The organism is Brevibacillus sp. JB24b (genome assembly GCF_051713385.1).
Lineage (GTDB): Bacteria > Bacillota > Bacilli > Brevibacillales > Brevibacillaceae > Brevibacillus_B > Brevibacillus_B laterosporus.
The window spans coordinates 2,023,238-2,045,212 of record NZ_JBNVQV010000001.1 but is presented as its reverse complement, the minus strand read 5'-3'; the positions used below and the strand labels follow the sequence as shown (position 1 = coordinate 2,045,212).

Below are 21,975 nucleotides of genomic sequence, written 5' to 3'. Positions count from 1 at the left end.
CTTCTATGCAAGGGGGAAGCTTTATTATACAGCCCAGTTTTGTTTGATGGAGTGGGTGTATTCCTTCTATATGTTATTTTATATTTTCTTCTCTTCCATAACAAAAAACCCTGTTCTCTTCCTTTTGGTCCTACAAAGAAAGAAACAGGGTTTTATTTAGTGAATTCACCTTTATAAGATGATGGCAATGAGTCCCCCTGAACCTTCGTTAATAATGCGTCCAAGAGTCTCTTGCAATTTATAGCGAGCATTATCAGGCATCATCAAAATCTTGGCCTGGATACCTTCACGTACAATGGAATGCAGAGATCGACCAAAAATATCAGAGTTCCAAATAGCCAACGGATCTTTATCAAAGTCTTGCATCAGGTATCGCACCAATTCTTCGCTCTGTTTCTCAGTACCAATAATCGGTGCAAACTCAGATTCCACATCAACACGAATCATGTGAATAGATGGTGCTGTAGCTTTTAGACGCACACCGAAACGTGGTCCTTGCCGAATCATCTCTGGCTCATCCAAAGTCATTTCATGCAGGGATGGGGCCGCAATTCCATAGCCCGTGGAACGTACCATATGCAGTGCCTCTGCTACCTGATCGTATTCGCGTTTTGCATGGGCAAATTCTTGCATAATTCGTAGTAAATGATCCTTGCCACTGATTTCCTCGCCAACAATTTCCATCAGGATTTGATCGTACAGATGATCAGGAGCTATTAAATCAATCTCTGCGACACCGTGTCCCATATCCATACCGGCTAATGCGGCTTTTTCAATAAACTCATATTCATTAAATTGTCCTACTACACGGTCCACATCGCGTAGACGACGAATATCTTTAACGGTCTCACCAACTGCTTCTTCATAGTTTTGGCGCAACCAATGGCCGCTCTCAAGCACCATGACCCAGCTTGGCAGATTTACGTTTACCTCATGCACAGGGAATTCAAATAATACTTCTTTTAAGATCAAGAGAACTTCCGACTCTGTCATTGAATCAACAGAGAGAGCCACAACCGGAACATCATATTTCTCTTGAAGTTCAAGGCGTAATGCTTGTGTTTCGTCAGAGCGAGGACGGGTTGAATTAATTAAGATGACGAAAGGCTTGCCTACTTCCTTCAATTCAGCTACTACTCGTTCTTCTGCATTCACATAGCCTTCACGAGGTATTTCAGCAATGCTACCATCTGTGGTAACAACAATTCCGATGGTGGAATGCTCCTGGATGACTTTCCGCGTTCCTACTTCCGCAGCCTCTTCAAACGGGACTGGTTCTTCATACCAAGGTGTATTGACCATACGAGGCCCATTTTCATCCTCAAAGCCTTTTGCTCCAGCTACCGTATATCCTACGCAATCCACAAGGCGTACATTTATATTAAGGCCTTCTGTTACGTTTATTTGTACAGCTTGGTTTGGAACAAATTTAGGCTCGGTCGTCATGATGGTTTTGCCAGAAGCACTCTGCGGTAGTTCATCCGTGGCACGAATACGATCTGCCTCGGATGGAATATTAGGAATGACCGCTTGCTCCATAAAACGTTTGATAAACGTTGACTTACCAGTACGGACAGGACCCACAATCCCAAGATAAATATCACCGCCCGTACGCTCTGCTATGTCTTTAAAGATATCGATTCGTTCCACCATCGAAAACCTCCTTGTGATTGTCTATTTAAATCTATGGCTCTTTTTCTCATTTATCCCTGATTTTGAACATTTTATATAATCTTTTTTGTACAAGTGTTGTGGACAATATCAATATATGAATAGATGCTATTTTTAGAACTAAAAAAAGACGCCTGCAATATGCAGACGCCCATTTCATTATTCCCGTTTATTTCCTACTATTTAGTTATAATTTTAACAATTCAGGTTCATGATTAACCAGTTTGTACGGAAAGGATTTCACAGGCACAAAAAATGTTTCCCGTGCTAATACATAGCGTGGATCTGTTCCCTTTGGTACATTCCATTTCTTTTCACGTAATAGCGTAGCGATATCAATGGCGTAATCAATCCCTACTTCACCTTTAGCATTCATAATTAATGAGAGAGTATTTTGTGTATACGGACTACTAATCACGGGCTCCTTCATGCCTAAAAGATCATAGCGAATTGAAAAATACCCATTGCTAATGTGCTCCTTAATAGGTAGCTTATCATTAGAAATTTGATAGCGAATGACAGCTTGTTGCACATCTGCTACCGTGCTAACTGTAGGTAAATTGATGAGTTTTACCTGTGGCTTCTCTTCCACATCAACCAAAACGTACTTAAAGTTTCCTCCTTTTTCAAAAGCATTAGCTGGGGCATCAGGTAAGTACTTTGGGACCAACTTAGTAAAATCCACTTCATACTTTTCAAAATAAGGCGTTGACGCATCCTTAGTGACAATAGGTAAAATACCAGATTGTTCTTGAAGTTGCTCTACTGCCTTTTGTGTTTGTTCTACATACATCGGATGGGGCACCTGATTCTCCGATTTACGATCTGCTGGGTATAAGCAACCGCTTACGAAACTTGATACCAACAGTAAAAGAGTGAATAATTGAACCTTTTTCTGAATCATGCTGTTCCTCCTACCATTCTTCCTCCTCGAGGCGTTGACGCTCCAAGGCTTTCTCCACAACTGATTTCAATCTGGACTCAGGAACACGAACAATAAGGTCTTCTTCAAGCACACGTGCTTGACAAGCTAAACGTATTCCCCTCGCTCGATCACACTCTGATAGTTTACGTTCTTCACTAGCTGATAATGATGAGACTGTGCCCTTCTCAATCGTTACTTTGCATAACAAACAAGCTGCATTTCCATCACAACGGGTAGGTATAGCTACACGAGCTACTCGGGAGAGCTGCAGAACTGTTTGTCCAGGACGAGCTTTTATGGTTTTTTTACTTGGAAAAAATGTTACTTTTGGCATTCTTGCTCCCTCACTTTAGTATGGGACATGCCACAACCGAATGGCTCCCTCTTCCTGCACTTGGATTTGGCACCCCAAACGATAATGCTCCTGACGCTCTGCTTTTTTCAGACGTAGCTTCTCTTCTTTTGTGACCTCATTAAGAAATTCTGCCCCCTCCAAAACTTTGGTGCGGCATTGTGCGCAGATACCTCGTTCGCATGCATGACCCCATTGAATTTTATTTTTTTTTGCCAATTTTACAACAGTCATATTTTTTTCGATTATTACATCATGAGAGGTCCCCAGCTTAGTAATTAATGTCAACTCTTTCATTCTATCATCTCCTAGACTAGCAATACGATTAAAATCATACCAAACACAATCAACAGCATGAGAAATGCCAAGATTTTAAGAATAATACCTAGGAATGTCCCCGCTTTTTTCCGTGAGAATAACAAGAGTAAATTGCACACAAACATAAGAAAAATCGCAAGAAGCGAAATATTCATTTTAGTCATGGGGTCAATGTACATATTCTTCTGCGTCCTTTACTTTTTCTTTTTAGCCTGATTATAGCATAATTATCCGGGGCACGAACCTATTTAAGAGCAGTGGCATATGATATTGAGATAATCCACGCCCATTTGGAGGGAGCTACATGAGTAAGCAAAAATGGCGAAATCCTTACGTCACCATTAATAAAAAACCTTCTCGTCCGAGTGCCAATAAAGCCAAAACAAAAGCAAAAGGAAATGTAAATATTGCTGTACAAGAACCTGTAGTGAAAGAAATTTCTCAGAAAAAGGGGCTCTTATCAAAGCTGCCATCTCTGGACATCCTCAGTAATCTTGACCTGCGTACTTCTGTCACCAAGGTGAGAAGTAACATTAAAGGAATTAGTACAACAATTCGCCAAATGGAAGATACAATGGAATCGATCTTTGGTGCGATGGAAATGTTGGATTCATTCAGGAAGGTAAATAAAACAGAGAACGTAAAAACAGAGAACGTAAAAACAGCGAGTGAAATACCTCCTCAGAAAAAACAACAACATGAGTCTGCCTTCCTTTTTGAGGACGAGGAGGAGATTGAAGAGGAAGCCCCTGTTCAGGAAAATACGTCAAACCCTTTTAGCGGACTAGACATCGGACAATTGTTGGGCTTGTTGCAATCACCGTTAGTGCAAAGTCTTCTAACTCAATCATCGAACGATTCTGGTAAACGAAAAAAAGAGGGGTAATATCCCCTCTTTTTTTCTTAATTGGATAGAGCAGCCATGTCCCTGTAGAGCCATGATTGTTCCTATTTTACTCTATGTGATTGTAGAAGGCTGGGAACTGACGCAATGGCCCATTTATGAGTAAAAGGGGCCTATTTCATTTTATCAAGCATTCCAGAGAGATCATCCGGATTAAAGGAACCATTTTGAACCATTCCCATAATCTCTTCTTCCTTTTCTGGACTAATTGCTACTCCACTCATCATGGAAACCATTTTGATTAACTGACGTAGCTTCTTCTCGTCTTGTATATCCTCTTTATTAAAAGAACTAGCGAGTTGAAACAACTGTGATTGATCAACGTTAGTCTTGCCCGTTAACTTGCTCAACAAACTTCTAGATATACGCTTATTCATGTGTAACTCCTCCTCATACGTCCCATTCATAACAATGGGTACTCTCTTTAGAGTATGAAGCAGGAGCAAAAATGGTGTAATGCCTATTTATCTTTATAGCGAACGATATCTTCTAGTTCAAGCCTACGTCCTCGCCCCATCAGCTCTTCTACCGCCTGACGTGGGGAACAGTCTCCAAAGAACACCTGAAAAAACACCTTGGTAATTGGCATGTCTACGCCTTCTCTCTCAGCTAGTGCTTTTGCAGCCTTAGTGGTGCGCACACCTTCGACAACCATTCCCATATGAGCAAGTACTTCATCAAGATTTTTTCCTTGACCCAGCATATAGCCAGCTCGCCAGTTACGACTGTGCTTACTGGTACACGTCACCACCAAGTCTCCTACTCCTGCAAGCCCCGCAAACGTTAACGGATTAGCACCCAATTTTACGCCTAAACGCCCTATTTCGGCCAAACCACGGGTTAACAATGCAGCTTTTGCATTGTCCCCATAACCTAATCCATCGCTAAGACCTGCTCCGAGCGCAATAATATTTTTTAATGCACCCGCAATTTCAGCACCAATCATGTCAGGGTTTGTATAGACACGGAAGTAAGAATTCATCAATATATCTTGGGCTTTTAGCATGCTTTCTTCACATTCAGAAGCTACAACGACTGTTGTTGGTGATTTTTGAATCACTTCTTCAGCATGACTTGGTCCTGTTAATACAACAACGCGATCGCCAATCTCTTTAGGTACCTCTTCTCTGATCACCTCTGACATGCGTTTTAAGCTCTCTAGCTCAAAGCCTTTCGTTGCATGGATAATCGTCACATCTGAGTTTAGCCACGGAGATATTTGCTTTACTACCTCTCGCATCGCTTTTGAAGGCAATGCCAGAATAATGGCAGTCTGCCCTGTAACAACTTGTTGTAGGTTCGTTTCTGCCACGATCGTGTCAGGCAATGTAATGCCTGGTAAGTATTTTTCGTTGGTATGGTTTATGTTGATTTCATGTGCATTCTTTTGATCACGAACCCATAATGTCACCTGAAAATCATTCGCTGCACAGACTGAAGCTAGGGCGGTACCCCAACTGCCTGCTCCAATCACTGCTATGCGCTTGGTCAACATTCTTCCCTCCACTCAGCTTAGTTTCCTATTCGATTTATCACCAAGTTTACGCTCTGTTCCGTTCCATAGATTAACCAGATTGGAATAATGCCGATAATAAGCCAATGCAGGAATGGCTAAGGTAATCCAGAAAACATAAATGTCCTGATTAAAAAACCAAATCAATATAGGAAATAATGTAACAAAAAGCAACGATCCTACAGAGACATACTTGGTAATAGCAATACAGATAATAGTCAGAATCGTACAAATCAAAAATGCTAGTGGCGATAAGGCCAGTGCTACCCCAACAGTTGTAGCAATGCCTTTGCCGCCACGGAATCCATAAAAAATGGGCCAATTGTGGCCAACGATCGCTAATATTCCAGAAAAAGCATACGCCACAGCATCTCCATCAGTAAGCCAATGAGTTACGTACATGGCTAGCACGCCTTTTAATAGATCCAATAGTAGAACCAGAATCGCGGGGCCTTTACCAAGTACACGAAGCGTATTAGTCGCTCCAGCATTCCCACTACCATGGCTTCGGATGTCAATACCCGCTACTTTTTTTGCAACTAAATAACTAAAACTAACGGAACCGAGCAAATAACTGATGACTAGAGAAATCAACACCATCATTGCATTCTCCACTCCCTATGTTTTCTTACGGGTTAAAATACGGATTGGCGTTCCTTCAAATTCAAACGCTCCGCGAATTTTATTTTCTAAATATCTTTCATAGGAGAAATGCATTAACTCAGGATCATTTACAAACACAATAAACGTTGGGGGTTTGACAGCAACCTGTGTCGTATAATTGATTTTAAGGCGTTTTCCTCTGTCTGTTGGCGGAGGTGCCATGATAGTAGCATCCGTAATCAAATCATTTAAGACTGAAGTATTCACACGCATCGATTGTGAATCTGCCACAGCATTTACTTTAGGTAAAATGGTATGAACACGTTGTTTTGTCTTCGCAGAAACATAGAGAATTGGTGCATACGACAAGTACTTGAACTCTTCACGGATCAATTCCGTAAAACGTTGCATGGTTTTATCGTCTTTTTCCAAAGCGTCCCATTTGTTCACTACAATGATAACTCCGCGACCAGCTTCATGTGCATATCCAGCAATCTTCTTATCTTGCTCGATGATGCCTTCTTCCCCATTAATTACCACCAGTACAACGTCAGAATCCTCTATCGCTTTAAGTGCACGCATTACGCTATACTTCTCTGTACCCTCGTACACTTTGCCTTTTTTACGCATGCCAGCTGTATCTACCAGCACGTACTCCTGACCATCACGTTCAAACGGCGTATCGATGGCATCACGTGTTGTTCCTGCTATTTCACTGACAATAACACGCTCTTCACCTAAGATTGCATTGGTTAGAGAAGATTTCCCTACATTAGGACGACCAATGATAGACACACGAATCACATCATCGCGTTTCTCCTCTTCATCCACAGGAGGCAGGTGATGGAAAACTTCATCTAGCATATCACCTAAGCCAAGACCATGTGATCCTGAGATCGGGAATGGCTCACCTACGCCCAGCTGATAAAACTCATAAATATCATTACGCATCTCGAAATTATCTACTTTGTTAACAGCTAATACAATTGGCTTACCTGTCCGGTTTAACATACGAGCTACATTCAAATCAGCATCCGTCACTCCAGCACGTACATCAACGATCAAAATGATAACATCCGCCTCATCAATAGCCAACTCTGCTTGATAGCGCATTTGCGTTAAAATTTGATCTGTCTCAGCAAACTCTATTCCGCCTGTATCAATCACGTGAAATTCACGATTTAGCCATTCACCTTTTGCATATAAACGGTCACGTGTAACACCTGGCTTGTCTTCTACTATAGCAACTCTTTCGCCGATCAATCGATTAAAGATCGTTGACTTACCCACATTTGGGCGGCCTACGATTGCAACTACTGGTAATCCCATACTACACAACACTCTCTCTCTGCTAGCTTATTTCATCTATTAATCATACCATATTCTACTTGTGCCTAACAATGACCAGGATTTCTGGTGTAATTTGATGAATCATTGCATCTGTTATTTTTTCTAGTGTAAACGCGATATCTTGCATCTCCTTACTATCCTTAGCAAAAAAGATAGGGGCTCCACCTGCTATATCCCCTTTTCTTGTTGAAATGATCGCCAGAATACCAGCACTCATGATGAACTCCCCTTTGGCTGATTTACCTTTGCTTCACTCGGCATGCGAATGGCACTTTCAATAACAGGCGTATTTTCAAGTACACTTTTACCTTTTTCAATTCCTTGCTCATATGGTAACAGGAAAATCCCCATGCGTCCCGTTTTCAGATCTCGTTTTACAAGTGGAGTAAGAGAGGGCTCACCTTCGTCTGAATAAATGCCTAGAATAGTTGAGGCATCATGAATAATTGCCTGGCGTTGTCCTGGATGTGCAATAGTTACCTTTGCATTGGCATTCTTAGGAATTAGTATATAACCTACACCTCGTTCCCTTATGATAGCCTGAGCCTCGGGGGAGCCCACATTCATCATATAGATGTCGTCTACATATAAATGCACGTCATCGAGACGAATGGCTGACGGTACTACATCTGCTATGTATTTCAATGACTTTCCCGATTTGAATAAACGAGAAATCATCAAAACCAAGATACCTACCAATACCCCTCCGTACCAATTGAACAGCACAGTTGCAAACGTAGTACAAAATGCAGAGAAAATAACCAAGTAATTACGCCCTTCGAAGACCATCGCAATTCCTTCAATATAACTCCCACCTCGTGGAACAAGCTCGTGCTTATCGATTTCTGTCAAAGTTGCTCGTTCCATGTTACGAACATCCCTAAACTGTTGAGCAGCAAGTGCCAAAAACGTAATAGCCGTGTAATCCTCTTTTAAAAAGGAAGGTACCGCAACCGCCCCCAATCCGGAGGCAATAATCCCTAATGCTACATGAATGAGCTTCCCATGAGGATAGGTAGGATATTGCCGATAATCAGTCTGAAGTAAATACAGGCGTGTGACAATCCCAGCAGCAATTCCAATCAAAAGAGGAACGACATACTCATTTGAAAGCAATTCTTTGATCATAAGTTGTTCACCTGTTCGTAGGAGATTTTGATTTAAACCGAATCAAAGGGGCAATTCGTGTACGCAAGACCAAACCGGTCTTTTGGAGCAATTGAATAACCAGATAACAGCCTGATAACAAAGTAAATGACGCCCAAAATAAATCTTGCTGGTATTCTCCACCAATTACGCAACGCTCTGTTAGAGAAAGAAAGGAAGCCTGATAGAACGCATCTGATAATGGAAAAGCGACACACAGTAAAAACCAATGATAGGTAGCATGCCTTGTCACAATAAAGCACAAAATTACACAAAGTACTGGTAAAATCATCACCTCATCGATGAATAAAAGTACAGGGTCCCAAAAAAACAATTTACGCAACAAAATCAGAGCAAATGCCATCAATATAGCACTAGTCATCATATACTTCCGGCGCTTCTTTTTGAGATGGTACCATAAGCCCCCCCCTATCAATAATGGGAGAAGCATTCCGCTCACATTTACTTCTACAGGTAGAATAAAAAGCCGCCACTCACTGTAACTTGTAATAAGAAAAGCTGTTAGAACCAGCAATGCAGTTGAGCGCTTCCATCCCATGTGATATAAAAACCGATCAGTAAGTCCCATCCATACCACACATAGTAGCGTCCACTCTACTATCATGGCCATTGTTCCATCATTCATCTGACAACACCTTCATTAGTTAACATAGGCTTAATAGGTAAGTAATCCTAGTATGACTCAGATGTTGGACTAGTAACCCCATTTGACAAAATCTACTAAAAAAGAGGCAAGCCACTCCATTAATCGTAATGATTAACGAGCGCTTGCCTCTTCCTACTATATAACGGTATTTACGAGTTTATTTTAACTTGTCTCGTAGGTCGCCGAATAAGTCTCCCAGCGTCACACCCATACCCTGTTGATTGTTATCTTGTGTATATTGTTGGAGTTCCTTACGAGATAGACGTTCTGCTTCCTCGTCACGATCTTCTTCAACCGCACGAATACTTAAGCTTACACGTTGCTCAGCAGGATTGATTTCAAGGACTTTTACATTTACTTCTTGCCCTTCTTTTAATACTTCGCTAGGCGATTTCACACGGCGATTCGCGATTTGTGAGATATGCACCAAGCCTTCTACGTGAGGAGCAATCTCTACAAATGCACCAAAGCCAGTTAAACGCTTCACCGTACCAGAAACCACGTCACCTTTTTTGAACTTCTCAGCAATATCATGGTAAGGACCTGGTTGCGCTTCTTTCATACTCAAGCTGATGCGCTCATTTTCCTTATCCACCTTCAGAACCTTCACTTTAACCTTGTCGCCTTCTTTTACTACATCAGCAGGTTTATCTACATGCTTCCAAGCTAATTCAGACACATGAACAAGCCCGTCTACGCCACCAATATCAACAAATACGCCAAAATCAGTCAAGCGTTGTACAGTACCATCGAGGATATTTCCTGCTTCGATGCTGTCCAATACTTTACCTTTGCTTGCTTTGGATTCTTCTTCTAAAACAGCTTTATGAGAAAGGATCACCTTGTTCTTTTCTTGATCCAATTCCATAACTTTTAGAGTAAGCGTACGTCCTTTGTAGTCGCTAAAATCCTCTACGAAATGACGCTCTACCATAGAAGCAGGGATAAATCCACGTAGACCTACATCAACTACAAGTCCACCTTTTACGACGTCTTTAACTTCTGCTTCGATCGTTTCATTGTTTTCTTGCTTCTTAGCCAGTTCTTCCCATGCAATTTGAGCATCAATTGCTTTTTTAGAAACAACCAGCTCTTCTTTTTCTTCATTCAGTTTTGTTACTTTTACAGTAAACTCGTCGCCTTCTGAAACGATATCAGAAGTTTTTTCTACATGAAGACCAGAAAGCTCACTGATTGGGATAAGACCATCATATTTGTAGCCTACATCGACCAATACTTGTTTTTCTTCTACCTTTGTCACTTTTGCCTTCACAATGTCCCCTACGGACAGAGTTTGAACATCTGTTAGACTTACGTTGTTATCTGTGCCATCGACCATTGAACAAACCTCCTCGAATGCCAACATTGACATGTAAGTGTTATTGAAGCCAACCTGTGAACAAAATATATTAAACCCCGCCAATGGCGTGTGGTCTTCCAAAATTCAAGCAGGTGAGAGTAGCTATTAGTATATGATGATACTGGAAAAACCATACAAATTCCAAGTATTCAACTGTGCTACTGTTGATGAGTATCTTTTAATTTTTGAATCTCGCTCATAATCACCTGCGTTACCTCGCGCATAGTATCACTACTGCTTTTAGCTTCTCGGTACTTTGAGATATCAATTGGCTTTCCATACACAACTTTTACTTTATGAAACAAACGGTATGGTCCAATTATTGCTACAGGTACGATAGTTGCCTCTGATTTGAGAGCAAACATTGCTACTCCCGTCTTTCCTTCGCCCAATTCTCCTGATTTGCTTCGCGTTCCCTCCGGAAAGATACCAAAGACCCTTCCCTGTTCCAGGACCTGTAGTGTAGTACGAATAGCCCCACGATCATTCCCACCACGCTTAACAGGAATTGCGTTAAAGCTTTTCATAACGTGAGACAAAACGGGAAACCTAAACAATTCTTCTTTTGCCATATAACTGACTTGTCGGTCTATTCCACATCCTAGTAAGGGCGGATCCCAATTACTAATATGATTGCAGCATAGAATGACTGGACCTTCATTTGGTACATTCTCATATCCTATGGACTCATATCGATACAATCCCTTAAGAACAATACGGAATATACCTCTAAAAAATTTATAAAGAATCAATGTATTTCACCCAATCATTTGCAGAGCGCAAGAATTTTACTAACAACCTCATCAAGCGGCATTCCTGTGGTGTCTAATAAGATAGCATCCTCAGCCTGCTTGAGTGGCGCTGTTTCTCGCTCACGATCGCGTTTGTCGCGCTCAGCAATTTCCTTTTGTAATTCGGTTATATCAGGTTGTTCCCCTTTTGCAAGAAGATCACCAAAACGACGTGTAGCTCTCTCTTCAATGGAAGCTGTCAGAAAAACTTTCACTTCCGCTTCAGGTAACACGTGCGTACCTATATCGCGCCCATCCATCACTACATTTCCTTGCTGAGCCATATCACGTTGCAGAATTAGCATCGTAGCACGAACTTCTGGGTAACTCGCCACTACTGAAGCATAATTACTTACTTCCTGTGTGCGAATTTGGTGAGTGATATCCTCATGATCCCAATACACGCGTTGTCCTTCCTCTGTACGCTTCAACTCAATCTTGGCTTGTTGTAACAGGCTTGCAACAGATTCTTGATCTTCAATTGCAGTGCCATTCTTTAAAACAGCCCAAGCTAAAGCCCGATACATCGCTCCCGTATCAATATAAACGTACTGTAATGCAGCAGCAACTAGTTGTGCCACGGTACTCTTCCCTGCACCAGCAGGTCCATCAATTGCAATATTCATTATGTAAATTCACCTACTAGAGTTTAAATACGTTAATAATGAAGAAAAGCCTCGAGCGAAGACAGTTCGTCGAAGCCAAGCTATGGTATATTGTACCACAGTAGCGAATATGAAGCAAATTAACGGATAGCAGAAATGCCTTCCAATCTCTCAACGCGAACAAAATAAGGGCGTATTGAACTCCAAGTTAAAATGGTTTGAGCCAACAATAAAGAAGCAATAAAAATAATGATAGCTTTTATAAGATATCTCTCTAAACGATTGGACAGCATTACAAAACGAGCATCAAACGTTGATTTTCTCATGGAGGTAACGCTCCTTCTTGTTGTTAGTCAACCATTACTCAACTATTCCTTTTTGTCTTATTTCCAATTGACGTTCATAACATACACGCACAATTTTAGCTCGATCTGCTTCTGATATAGTTGTAAACTGCAAAGATATCCAATTAAAATCACTCAGTTCTTGTTCTTGGACACGTGTTATTTGTGCTTTGGCAAAAGCATGACTAACTGTTCCCGTTTTGGATGGAAGACTAATCCACATATCTATTTCCAGCTCTTCTTGTAAGATGTGGTTCTTGGGGCATGCAAATGCCAGACCTCCACCACTAATATCCAAAGTCTTCGCCAGGATCTTTTGTTTTCCTCGGATGTCTGGATAGCTAACAGAGATCTCAAAGCTAGCAGGAACTCGCAGATAACCTCTGCGTTGCGTACGAATGATCTGTTCTTTTGCCACTTTTTCCATCAAAAGCATAGAAATGTTTTCTTGTTTCGTACCAATAATTTTTGTTTCAAAATCAAATCGTGAACCATCTTGTCCAACATACCATACTGAACAGGTCGTTCCAATTGGAAGAGACTTCGTTCTGCCCGTTTCTTCATCGATGGGTAGTTCAATTGCAAAGTTTTTTTCAGAATAATCTGCTACTCTTGTCTTATACACTTTCTTGCTTTGCTCTTCTGACAGGGACGCGAGAGATAGACGCATCACTTGTCCTACTTGAGGTAGCACACTCACTCTTATTTCCTCCCCTTCTCACCCTCTTCCAATATTATACACACGCGGATATCCATACAGCAAACAAAGAAGTTTGCCCTTAGACAAACTCCTTTGTACTCTCTCTTAACCTCTTATGCATTTTCGCCTTTATTTGGCATTTTTTGCTCGCCTACATTCATTTTTATTACATCTTCTTCTTCACCTGTCTGCGCATTGATATAAATCATATAAATATCATTTTCAAATTGTCCAGTGAACTCATAAGCTAAAACTTCTTTCCCGTTATTCTTTCCTTGAATCATGGCAAGTCTAGAATCAGTAACCTTAACATGTGGATTGATCATAGTTCTTGCTCGCTGGGCAGAGACTTTTGCTTTTGGAATCATTCGTTGTTTATGGTTAAATAAATATTCAACAGCATGAAAACCATTCACATCTCCATTATCAAGCGCCACTTTGACCGTTACGGAATCAGGATAGATTAGTACGTCTTCCACTTTTGGTACAAACGTAAATACCCCTATCCCTCCGTATGTATCTCGTTCCGTTGCTACCATATCGCCGTAACCCTTTTCTTTCAGGAACTTCTTAGCGCTTTTTTCTGCTTGATCTAAGTTTATCTTTGCTTGTTTGACTTCTCTTTCGTTTAATAACCAGACAACCTTTCCACCATTTTTGGTTATATCCATATTGATTGGACTAGCATTTTTACTAGTTATACGGACACTGTATGCATTATATTGCATACCTTTTCCGTTTTTTTCTACAGAAATCTTGTCTTTTGGCGAAATGTTACCAACGAATTTTTTAGCAATCTCTATCGCTTTTTGTTCACTAACTGGTTTTCCTGATATGCCCTTTATACGTTGCTGACGTTTCGTTTCCATATTGTGAACAGTCATTCCCCATTCCATTTCAGGAAACTCCTGTACTTTTTTATCAATCGTTTTAAAGCCGTCAACGATGGTGTTATCACCAGGCTGTTGCTGTTTAGCAAGTGCTGTTTCTACATCCATCCAGCGCAATTTGGTATCAATAACCTTTGTTTGAACACCAGTCAATTCTTTTTGGATTTTTTTAGAGTTCTGGTACAGCGTGTTGAGTGTTTTATACTCCTTCTCACTCAAAGGCACCTGATTCAAATCTCTCACAGCTACTTCATAAGAAAAATCAGCTACCTTGGCCAAAAATTCTTCTGTGTGATTGAATGGCATTAGAGTCAATGGAAGTTGACCAACGTCATTCTGTGAGGTATATGCAAGACGCCACACATTAGTAAGGCATGGAGCTAACTGCTTGCGTGTATTTAATACAACAGATTTTCCTAACTCATCATGCAGTTTGTTCATATGAAAGTTTAAATCGTGGAAAGCCCTTTGGTATTGATTCTCTGCTTTGATTAGTATACTGTTCTTCTCGTTATGTTCCTGATAGCCCCAAACACCAACACCGACCAATCCAACTAAACATACCGGAAACAGCACTCGCGAAATTGCACCATAAACCATATCTAGATCCTCCTTCTTCCGTTGTATTGATTAGCGGCAGAATATATGTTTACCGATTTTTTTTACCTGAGGGCGCCCCCATATCCATTTGGATGTAGCTGTTTCAGGATTAAAATAATAGGTACATCCTTCTGTCGGGTCCCACCCTTTCAAAGCATCCTTAACTGCCTTTTTAGCATTTTCATTCGGGGTTAAGTAAATCTGACCGTCTGCTACCGCAGTAAAGGCACGAGGTTCAAAAATAACAGCGGAAGGCGTATTTGGAAACGATGAACTCTTTGTCCGATTTATGATAACAGCCGCAATCGCTACTTGCCCGATATAGGGTTCTCCACGTGCTTCTCCATATACAGCATTTGCCATCAGCTTAAGGTCATTGTCTGATAACTGTGAGGCTGAAAATGTTTTTTGTGCCGTGGTAGTAGCAGCTGGCGTCACATTAGATTCGGTAGGCTGTTCCGTCTGTTTCTGCACCGCTTCTTGTGGATTAGTAGCGAGTAATAAATAGAATGCCGTACAAATAACTACAACTGTACTTGCAACCATAAGCCTCCATGTTTTGACCTCTTTACTCCTCATTTAACTTCCTCCTTCAAACCGGTAAATTTCCTTTCCTTGTATGTATTGTTCGTGAGGGAAATCATGTTTATACAAAAAGAAAGAAGAGACCAGTAAATACCAGTCTCTTCATTCTTCCAGATGGGTGATATCAAATTGTTCCTGATTGTCGCAGATACATTGCTTAAATCCTGTGTCAACTTTTCCTTCCATGCCTGGGCGACCACGCAAGATAAATTTTTCGCCGCATTGGTTGCACCGTATCATAATTTTAGATCGCTGAGTTTTGAACAAATACAGTCGCCTCCTCATACTCTAGTGTGGACGATTGTGTATTTTTTTAGAACTGATATCGTGAGCAAGTTCTACTTTTTTCATTCCAAACCACCAAAGTACTGCCATATATGGCACGACCATAAACAACCAATAATTAACAGACAGAAAAATAAAATTGTAAATTGCGTGAAAACACATTGGCAGCATTAAAGAGACAAATAATAACCATAGTGGATTCTCATTTGCATTCGCAAATTTAGCTCTACCCATGTAATAGCCCATATAAATACCAAACAAAGCATGGCTAGAAACTGGTAATAATGCTCGCCACATGGCAACTTGCTTTCCATTAATCACGAGATACAAAAAGTTTTCAAGCGTCGCAAAACCAAGGGAAACCGCTACAGCATAAACAATACCATCATACGGTTCATTAAACTCTACATGTTTATATGCGGTGTGAAACACGACTAACCATTTAAAAAATTCTTCCACAACTGCAGGTGAAATTACCGTGTTAAACCAGACGGAATCGATGCCCCATTCATTTTGAAAAATATATTGCAACACCATTACGGGAAAGGCAAGCAAGATACCAAAAATAAAAGAGCGTATCACCATTGAAATTGGCTCCGGCTCTAAGTTATCGCGCAAATAAAAATAACACAGCAAAGCAAGTCCTGGCGCCAAAGCTGCACCAATTAACGGAATCATATTTCTTGTTTGCTCCTTTACATAGGTTCCCTATTCATCGTACCATGAAAGATAATATATGAAAACCCGCAACAGGAGAGAGATCCCTATGAAAAAAGTGCTAGTGATAAATACAGGCGGTACCATTGCAATGTCAGTCGAAGAGGGCACAGAAAGCGTTAAACCACTAGATGAGCATGTCCTAAACCATAATCTTCCCTATTTAAGTAAGTATGCTGATGTGGTAATGAAAGATTTCGTTAACCTACCCAGTCCACACATGACGCCTGCTATTATGAATCAACTGCGGGAAATTATTGAACAAGAGCTGTTACAAGATACTTACGTTGGTATCGTGATTACTCATGGTACCGATACCCTCGAAGAAACAGCATATTTTCTTGACCTTACCCTGCCAATTACCGTGCCGATTGTCGTAACAGGTGCTATGCGCTCTAGTAATGAACTAGGAGCAGACGGTCCTGTCAACCTGATTTCTTCCGTGCGCACGGCCATCGATCCAAGCAGTCGAAACAAAGGTGTACTGGTTGTTTTTAATGATGAAATTCATGCAGCCCGGCATGTAACCAAGACCCATACATCTAATGTAGCTACCTTCCAATCCCCTTCTTACGGGCCGATTGGTACCATCTCAAAAAAATCCATCCAGTACCACCATGCGCCTCTTTCACGCGAATTTTATGAAATATCGCATGCAGATGGCAATGTACCGCTCATTAAAGCGGTAACAGGTATGGACCCTGCCTGGCTCCGCTTTTTGTTAGACCAAAAAATTGATGGTATGGTAATTGAAGCGTTTGGTTTAGGAAACCTACCTCCAATGATCCTTCCCGTACTAAAGGAGCTACTACAGCAAAATGTCCCTATTGTCGTCGTTTCACGTTGCTATAACGGACAGGTACAAGATTTATACGGATATGAAGGCGGTGGACGTCAATTAAAAGATATGGGTATGATTTTTTCAAATGGATTAAACGGACAGAAGGCGCGTTTGAAGCTGTTGGTAGCTTTACAACAAACCATTGACTCAACAAAATTGCAAGATTGCTTTGATCACTAATAGCAGACTGTGAATTCGTAACAATCACGTAGAAAGAAGGATGTTTCTACGTGATTGTTTTTTTACTATTTCTTCTCATCTCTACCACACAAATGATTAGCACAAATAAAAAAGCCTTCTTGGCATCCATCCAAGAAGGCTCTTCCTTCATCTTAAACCCATCCACGGAAACGAGATGCTTCCGCCATCTTACGAGCGCCCACCATGTAAGCAGCTAAACGCATATTTACACGACGTGTTTGAGAAGTTTGATAGACGTTCTCAAACGAACGAACCATCACACGTTCTAATTTCTCTTCAACTTCTTCTTCTGTCCAATAGTAACCTTGGTTGTTTTGTACCCACTCAAAGTACGATACTGTTACACCGCCAGAGCTAGCTAGCACGTCAGGCACTAACAAAATGCCACGCTCTGTTAAAATTTTAGTAGCTTCTAATGTGGTTGGTCCATTGGCTGCTTCTACGACAATAGAAGCTTTAATGTTATGTGCATTCTCAGCTGTGATTTGGTTTTCAATAGCAGCCGGAACAAGAATATCGCAATCCAATTCCAATAATTCTTTATTAGAAATGGTGTTGGTAAATAGTTTGGTAACGGTACCAAAAGAATCGCGACGATCTAAAAGGTAATCAATATCTAAACCATTTGGATCGTAAAGAGCACCGTAAGCATCAGAGATACCTACCACTTTAGCACCAGCGTCATGCATGAATTTAGATAAATAACTTCCCGCATTACCAAAGCCTTGGACAACCACGCGAGCACCTTCAAGATTGATACCTAGCTTCTTAGCAGCTTCACGAATGCAGATGGTTACACCTTTTGCTGTAGCTGTTTCACGACCATGAGAGCCACCTAATGCAATAGGTTTACCCGTAATGAATCCTGGAGAGTCAAATTCACGAATGCAACTATACTCGTCCATCATCCATGCCATGATTTGTGAATTGGTAAATACATCTGGCGCAGGGATGTCTTTAGTTGGTCCAACTAATTGACTGATAGCGCGTACATAACCACGGCTAAGACGCTCTAATTCAGGGAAGGACATTTCGCGTGGATCACAAATAATTCCACCTTTACCCCCGCCATACGGCAAATCAACAATTCCCGCTTTCAAGCTCATCCATATAGAAAGCGCTTTCACTTCATCCTCTGTAACTTCTGGATGGAAACGTATTCCGCCCTTTGTTGGACCAACAGCATCATTGTGTTGTGCACGATAGCCTGTGAACACTTTTGTATCGCCATTGTCCATTCGAACTGGGATGCGAACAGTCAGGACTCGCAAAGGCTCCTTTAACAGTTCGTACATCGACTCTTGGTAACCTAGTTTTTCTAGTGCTTCCTTAATCACCGTCTGCGTCGAAGCTAAAAGATTCAGACTTTCTTTTTGTTGCGCAGTCTCAGTGTTGTTGGTTACCATTTCGTGATTCCCCATTGTATAATCACCTCAAAAAGTTATGTTCAGTAAATCCATCGTTCAGTATACACGCTCACTACCTGAAAGAGAAGTAAAAATTCTGCTTTTTCCTTATTTATAAGAACTTTCTAGAAAAAACGGAAATTCTCTCTTGTCACTAAACTTTCCTACAGCCAAAGCATACTCCTCTTTTACTAAAATGAAAAGGGTTACGCGCTTATCAATGTGCTTCTTTTGTATTCGAATGGAGGAACCTATGCCATAATAACAATAAAAAAGGCTATAGGAGTGTGAATTTGTTGACAACACAAAAAGGAATTCTATTAATTTATGCGCATCCAGACGATGAGACATTTGCCTCCGGGGCCACGATTGCATTTTATAATGACCAAGGTACTGTTCGTCAAACTCTCCTGTGTGCTACGCGAGGTCAGGCAGGTAAAGCAGGGACACCACCTCTATGTACACCAGAGGAGTTACCCGCTTATAGAGAGGCTGAATTACGCCATGCCTGTGAAATCTTAGGTGTGGATCGAGTTGCCGTATTAGATTATGAGGATAAACTAGTAGGCAATTCTCCAATAGAGGAGCTTGCTGCCCATATAAAGGAAATGATTGATGAGGAAAAACCACAAATTTTGATTACTTTTGCTCCACATGGGATATCGGGTCATCCTGATCATATAGCGATGTCTAAGGCTACTCAGTATGTCGTTGAGCACTTACTAGACGATTCTTCTAGTGTTCGTAAGCTATATCATGCGACAATACCGTTAACAGCTCCTTTTACGAGCAAAAATGGCACTCCTACCAATGGTGATTCACTAGAAGATATTACAACTATTATTGATCAAAAGCCCTTTAGAGATCGGATAGCTAAAGCTTTACTAGCCCATAAAACACAGCATTTATCTGTTGAGCGAGTTTTTCCAGGTATAACTGCCCATGATTATAAAAACGTCCCTACCACTAATTATTATCTATTGGCCTGGCACAACTTGCCCAACTATCATCCTATACAAAAAGAAACCGACTTATTTGCGGGTATCTAAAATGAAAATGGTAGTAGAAAAAAGGACACCTATATACATAGGTGTCCTTCTCTTTTCACATTAACGAAAATAACGAGCTATCTCTTTAACAGCATCATCAGGCATGATCGACTTTCCGTATTCTTCTAACACGTATACAGTAATTGGATTCGCCTCACCATATTCCGATAAAATGGCAATTAAATGTTGGTAACGCTCTTGTTCAAGCTCTACATCCTCTAAAACAAGGTAGTATTTATCCTGATAGAAATATAAGCTACCCCCATATGTTAAGAAGGCATTAATTCTGTGGGCTACTTCAACGACATGTTCAAAATCGCGGAAAGCATATATGATTAAGTCACTCTCTTCTAAAGTGACTTCCATTTCGTATACATCTTCTTCTTCATCTTTTTCAGCAGTAATTCCTGTTTTGCCACGAGTGACAATGACTACCATTCCTTGGGCAGGTAAAGCAAAGACTTCTACAGCGACTGGACCAGATATTTCAAATCCAAGCTCATCATAAGCCTGCTCCATCATATCATTAAACAGCTCATGAACTTTAGGAATGTCACGCCACATGTCTTCCTTTTCAATACCTCGCTCCGTAAGATCGTCAAAGGTTAAAAAAATTCTTATCTTGTCTTGGCCAAGGCGTTCAACTCGCATGACTGTCCCTCCTCACCATCCAGTCCTATTACAACGTATGTTAAGAAGCCTGTAATTGTTCCGTACATACATCTATAAATAGAATAATCTGGCGTACAAAAATATCTGTTTTATTCTTACTAGACAAACTCCCCTTAAGCTATAATCCTGCTGTGATTACGATTCATCCATTCTTTTATAATACCACATTGTGAGACAAGAACATAGATATTGAAGTTTTTCCTACTACTCTCTTTCCGACATAAATCGTCAATCTAGTGGGTAGCTGAGATATCCTTGTCAAATATTGCGCTTTCCCAGGAAAGGATAAACAACTATGACAGACTCATTCCCTACTTATACGTAGTATTCTAGCAGTTCGTTGCATGTAAAGAGGATGTACTCAACTGTTATGTATCAATTCAACCCATGACATCATGATCTCATACTCCACAATATGCATGGGACAAAAAAAATGACGTTACTGCTTCCAGAAAACTTATGAGCTTTTCCCGACGCTTGTCCATCATCGTTGCTCATCAAGTACGGAAGATCATAACGTCACTACAACAATCCATCGTATTACGATGTTATTCTTGTATCAGCTCTAACAATCGCTTGTGTATCCAAATAGCCGCCTGAGAGCCATCCCCCATTGAGATCGTTACTTGTTGAGAATGTGCATTGACATCTCCTGCTGCCCAGATATTACGATGATTTGTTTCCTTTGTTCGTGGGTCTACCTGAACATGGCCTTGGGGTAAAAGTTGAATACGAAAAGCTTGTAGTAGGTCTGAATTCACATGTGCTCCAGCAAAAGCCAAAAAACCTCTTTCTACTGCTATTTCTTCGCCTGAGCGTAACGCTATAGATGACAAGTAACCATTCTGCTGTTCTATAGAGACGATCTCATCATCTCTGTATGATTCTCCCCATTCTTTTGCCTTGATTTGATCATCTTTGTCCAGTGATGTTAACGAATGATTAATAACCATAATATCTTGTGTATAGTATTTTAATTCCTGTGCCATTTGCAAGGCTTGCTTGCCAGAACCAATTACTACTGTACGCTTTTTATACACTTCATAGCCATCACAATCAGGGCAAATGTAGATGGATTCACCTAGACACTCAACCAATCCTGGAATATCTGGCAGTGGATCAGTAATTCCCGTTGCAATCAGTAATGTTTTGGCCATAAAGGTCTCCTTATGTTCTCTTGTGGTCACACAGAAAATATGCTCCTGATTCTGCTCACAAAATGTTGCTTCATCTTGAATGAACGTGGCACCAAAACGTTTAGCCATTTTTTCGCCTTGAATTCTCAGTTCCACTCCACTGACACCCTCTGGATAACCTAATATGTTACGGTATTTGCGGGCTAGGATCGATCTCCCCGATTTTTTATCAATAACCATTACCTTATGTAAGCTTCGCGAGAGCTGAATAGCGGCTTGTAAGCCTGCGATCCCGCCTCCAATCACGATGGTGTCGTAAATCATGAGTACCTCCTAACGGTTTC

26 protein-coding genes are annotated in these 21,975 nt (G+C 40.9%); 3 read left to right on the top strand and 23 right to left on the bottom strand.

The genetic code is table 11. The annotated features are described in order from the left end of the window. Positions 1 to 171: 171 nt before the first annotated feature. From spoIVA to ACQV1I_RS09945, 5 genes are all read right to left on the bottom strand, one after another. Positions 172 to 1,650, bottom strand: coding sequence for a stage IV sporulation protein A (gene spoIVA, locus ACQV1I_RS09965; protein WP_104033466.1), 1,479 nt, complete (start codon positions 1,648 to 1,650; stop codon positions 172 to 174). A gap of 208 nt (positions 1,651 to 1,858) precedes the next feature. Beyond that, complete coding sequence (locus tag ACQV1I_RS09960; RefSeq protein WP_116333788.1) at positions 1,859 to 2,575, bottom strand: hypothetical protein; 717 nt, start codon at positions 2,573 to 2,575, stop codon at positions 1,859 to 1,861. Between the two features lie 10 nt (positions 2,576 to 2,585). Next, positions 2,586 to 2,930 (bottom strand): 2Fe-2S iron-sulfur cluster-binding protein, encoded by a 345-nt coding sequence (locus tag ACQV1I_RS09955; RefSeq protein WP_116333787.1) that lies wholly within the window; start codon positions 2,928 to 2,930, stop codon positions 2,586 to 2,588. 15 nt (positions 2,931 to 2,945) lie between these two features. Next, complete coding sequence (locus tag ACQV1I_RS09950; RefSeq protein WP_094698904.1) at positions 2,946 to 3,245, bottom strand: 2Fe-2S iron-sulfur cluster-binding protein; 300 nt, start codon at positions 3,243 to 3,245, stop codon at positions 2,946 to 2,948. 11 nt (positions 3,246 to 3,256) lie between these two features. Beyond that, positions 3,257 to 3,421 carry a DUF2768 family protein gene (locus ACQV1I_RS09945; protein WP_255193573.1) on the bottom strand — a complete coding sequence of 55 codons (165 nt, stop codon included), beginning with the start codon at positions 3,419 to 3,421 and terminating at the stop codon, positions 3,257 to 3,259. A 149-nt stretch (positions 3,422 to 3,570) separates the two neighbouring features. On the opposite strand from ACQV1I_RS09945, the gene ACQV1I_RS09940 reads away from it, so the two are divergent. Further along, entirely contained in the window at positions 3,571 to 4,152 is a 582-nt protein-coding gene (locus tag ACQV1I_RS09940) for a hypothetical protein (RefSeq protein WP_116333786.1), read from the top strand. Positions 4,153 to 4,283: 131 nt separating this feature from the next. Here ACQV1I_RS09940 and ACQV1I_RS09935 read toward each other — a convergent pair whose 3' ends face one another. From ACQV1I_RS09935 to prsW, 15 genes are all read right to left on the bottom strand, one after another. After that, the gene (locus ACQV1I_RS09935) at positions 4,284 to 4,547 is read right to left on the bottom strand and encodes a stage VI sporulation protein F (protein WP_018670143.1); all 264 of its coding nucleotides are present in this window, start codon (positions 4,545 to 4,547) and stop codon (positions 4,284 to 4,286) included. An 83-nt stretch (positions 4,548 to 4,630) separates the two neighbouring features. After that, positions 4,631 to 5,665, bottom strand: coding sequence for an NAD(P)H-dependent glycerol-3-phosphate dehydrogenase (locus ACQV1I_RS09930; RefSeq protein WP_094698906.1), 1,035 nt, complete (start codon positions 5,663 to 5,665; stop codon positions 4,631 to 4,633). Positions 5,666 to 5,677: 12 nt separating this feature from the next. After that, positions 5,678 to 6,283, bottom strand: a complete 606-nt coding sequence (gene plsY, locus ACQV1I_RS09925) for a glycerol-3-phosphate 1-O-acyltransferase PlsY (protein WP_116333785.1) — start codon at positions 6,281 to 6,283, stop codon at positions 5,678 to 5,680. Positions 6,284 to 6,301: 18 nt separating this feature from the next. Further along, positions 6,302 to 7,615, bottom strand: a complete 1,314-nt coding sequence (gene der / locus ACQV1I_RS09920; RefSeq protein WP_094698907.1) for a ribosome biogenesis GTPase Der — start codon at positions 7,613 to 7,615, stop codon at positions 6,302 to 6,304. A 55-nt stretch (positions 7,616 to 7,670) separates the two neighbouring features. Further along, positions 7,671 to 7,853, bottom strand: a complete 183-nt coding sequence (locus ACQV1I_RS09915; protein WP_018670147.1) for a capping complex subunit for YIEGIA — start codon at positions 7,851 to 7,853, stop codon at positions 7,671 to 7,673. Continuing rightward, positions 7,850 to 8,764: a YIEGIA family protein gene (locus tag ACQV1I_RS09910; RefSeq protein WP_094698909.1), complete on the bottom strand. Its 915-nt coding sequence runs from the start codon at positions 8,762 to 8,764 to the stop codon at positions 7,850 to 7,852. The genes ACQV1I_RS09915 and ACQV1I_RS09910 overlap by 4 nt, the downstream gene beginning before the upstream one ends. 7 nt (positions 8,765 to 8,771) lie before the next feature. Further along, a complete protein-coding gene (locus ACQV1I_RS09905; protein ID WP_116333784.1) occupies positions 8,772 to 9,428 on the bottom strand; it encodes a YphA family membrane protein in 657 nt (218 codons plus the stop codon). A 178-nt stretch (positions 9,429 to 9,606) separates the two neighbouring features. Next, positions 9,607 to 10,788, bottom strand: a complete 1,182-nt coding sequence (gene rpsA / locus ACQV1I_RS09900; RefSeq protein WP_104150053.1) for a 30S ribosomal protein S1 — start codon at positions 10,786 to 10,788, stop codon at positions 9,607 to 9,609. Between the two features lie 179 nt (positions 10,789 to 10,967). Beyond that, on the bottom strand, positions 10,968 to 11,561 hold the full coding sequence (locus ACQV1I_RS09895) for a lysophospholipid acyltransferase family protein (RefSeq protein ID WP_116333783.1): 594 nt from the start codon (positions 11,559 to 11,561) through the stop codon (positions 10,968 to 10,970). A 14-nt stretch (positions 11,562 to 11,575) separates the two neighbouring features. Beyond that, positions 11,576 to 12,226: a (d)CMP kinase gene (cmk, locus tag ACQV1I_RS09890; protein WP_018670152.1), complete on the bottom strand. Its 651-nt coding sequence runs from the start codon at positions 12,224 to 12,226 to the stop codon at positions 11,576 to 11,578. Positions 12,227 to 12,345: 119 nt separating this feature from the next. Next, positions 12,346 to 12,531, bottom strand: coding sequence for a DUF5359 family protein (locus ACQV1I_RS09885; protein WP_116333782.1), 186 nt, complete (start codon positions 12,529 to 12,531; stop codon positions 12,346 to 12,348). Between the two features lie 34 nt (positions 12,532 to 12,565). Next, the gene (locus ACQV1I_RS09880) at positions 12,566 to 13,249 is read right to left on the bottom strand and encodes a flagellar brake protein (protein ID WP_094698916.1); all 684 of its coding nucleotides are present in this window, start codon (positions 13,247 to 13,249) and stop codon (positions 12,566 to 12,568) included. A 113-nt stretch (positions 13,250 to 13,362) separates the two neighbouring features. Then, complete coding sequence (gene ypeB, locus ACQV1I_RS09875; protein ID WP_094698918.1) at positions 13,363 to 14,739, bottom strand: germination protein YpeB; 1,377 nt, start codon at positions 14,737 to 14,739, stop codon at positions 13,363 to 13,365. 30 nt (positions 14,740 to 14,769) lie between these two features. Next, positions 14,770 to 15,318, bottom strand: a complete 549-nt coding sequence (locus tag ACQV1I_RS09870; RefSeq protein WP_094698919.1) for a cell wall hydrolase — start codon at positions 15,316 to 15,318, stop codon at positions 14,770 to 14,772. Positions 15,319 to 15,612: 294 nt separating this feature from the next. After that, a complete protein-coding gene (gene prsW / locus ACQV1I_RS09865; RefSeq protein WP_018670158.1) occupies positions 15,613 to 16,287 on the bottom strand; it encodes a glutamic-type intramembrane protease PrsW in 675 nt (224 codons plus the stop codon). A gap of 88 nt (positions 16,288 to 16,375) precedes the next feature. Here prsW and ACQV1I_RS09860 point away from each other — a divergent pair, with 88 nt between their 5' ends. Further along, positions 16,376 to 17,347: an asparaginase gene (locus tag ACQV1I_RS09860; RefSeq protein ID WP_116333781.1), complete on the top strand. Its 972-nt coding sequence runs from the start codon at positions 16,376 to 16,378 to the stop codon at positions 17,345 to 17,347. A 152-nt stretch (positions 17,348 to 17,499) separates the two neighbouring features. Here ACQV1I_RS09860 and ACQV1I_RS09855 read toward each other — a convergent pair whose 3' ends face one another. Continuing rightward, positions 17,500 to 18,774 carry a Glu/Leu/Phe/Val family dehydrogenase gene (locus ACQV1I_RS09855; protein WP_176452331.1) on the bottom strand — a complete coding sequence of 425 codons (1,275 nt, stop codon included), beginning with the start codon at positions 18,772 to 18,774 and terminating at the stop codon, positions 17,500 to 17,502. A gap of 293 nt (positions 18,775 to 19,067) precedes the next feature. On the opposite strand from ACQV1I_RS09855, the gene ACQV1I_RS09850 reads away from it, so the two are divergent. After that, on the top strand, positions 19,068 to 19,823 hold the full coding sequence (locus tag ACQV1I_RS09850; RefSeq protein ID WP_094698921.1) for a PIG-L deacetylase family protein: 756 nt from the start codon (positions 19,068 to 19,070) through the stop codon (positions 19,821 to 19,823). Between the two features lie 60 nt (positions 19,824 to 19,883). Here ACQV1I_RS09850 and ACQV1I_RS09845 read toward each other — a convergent pair whose 3' ends face one another. Both ACQV1I_RS09845 and ACQV1I_RS09840 read right to left on the bottom strand, forming a co-directional pair. Continuing rightward, entirely contained in the window at positions 19,884 to 20,474 is a 591-nt protein-coding gene (locus ACQV1I_RS09845) for a genetic competence negative regulator (protein WP_018670162.1), read from the bottom strand. A 569-nt stretch (positions 20,475 to 21,043) separates the two neighbouring features. Beyond that, positions 21,044 to 21,955, bottom strand: a complete 912-nt coding sequence (locus ACQV1I_RS09840; RefSeq protein ID WP_094698923.1) for an NAD(P)/FAD-dependent oxidoreductase — start codon at positions 21,953 to 21,955, stop codon at positions 21,044 to 21,046. Positions 21,956 to 21,975: the final 20 nt, after the last annotated feature.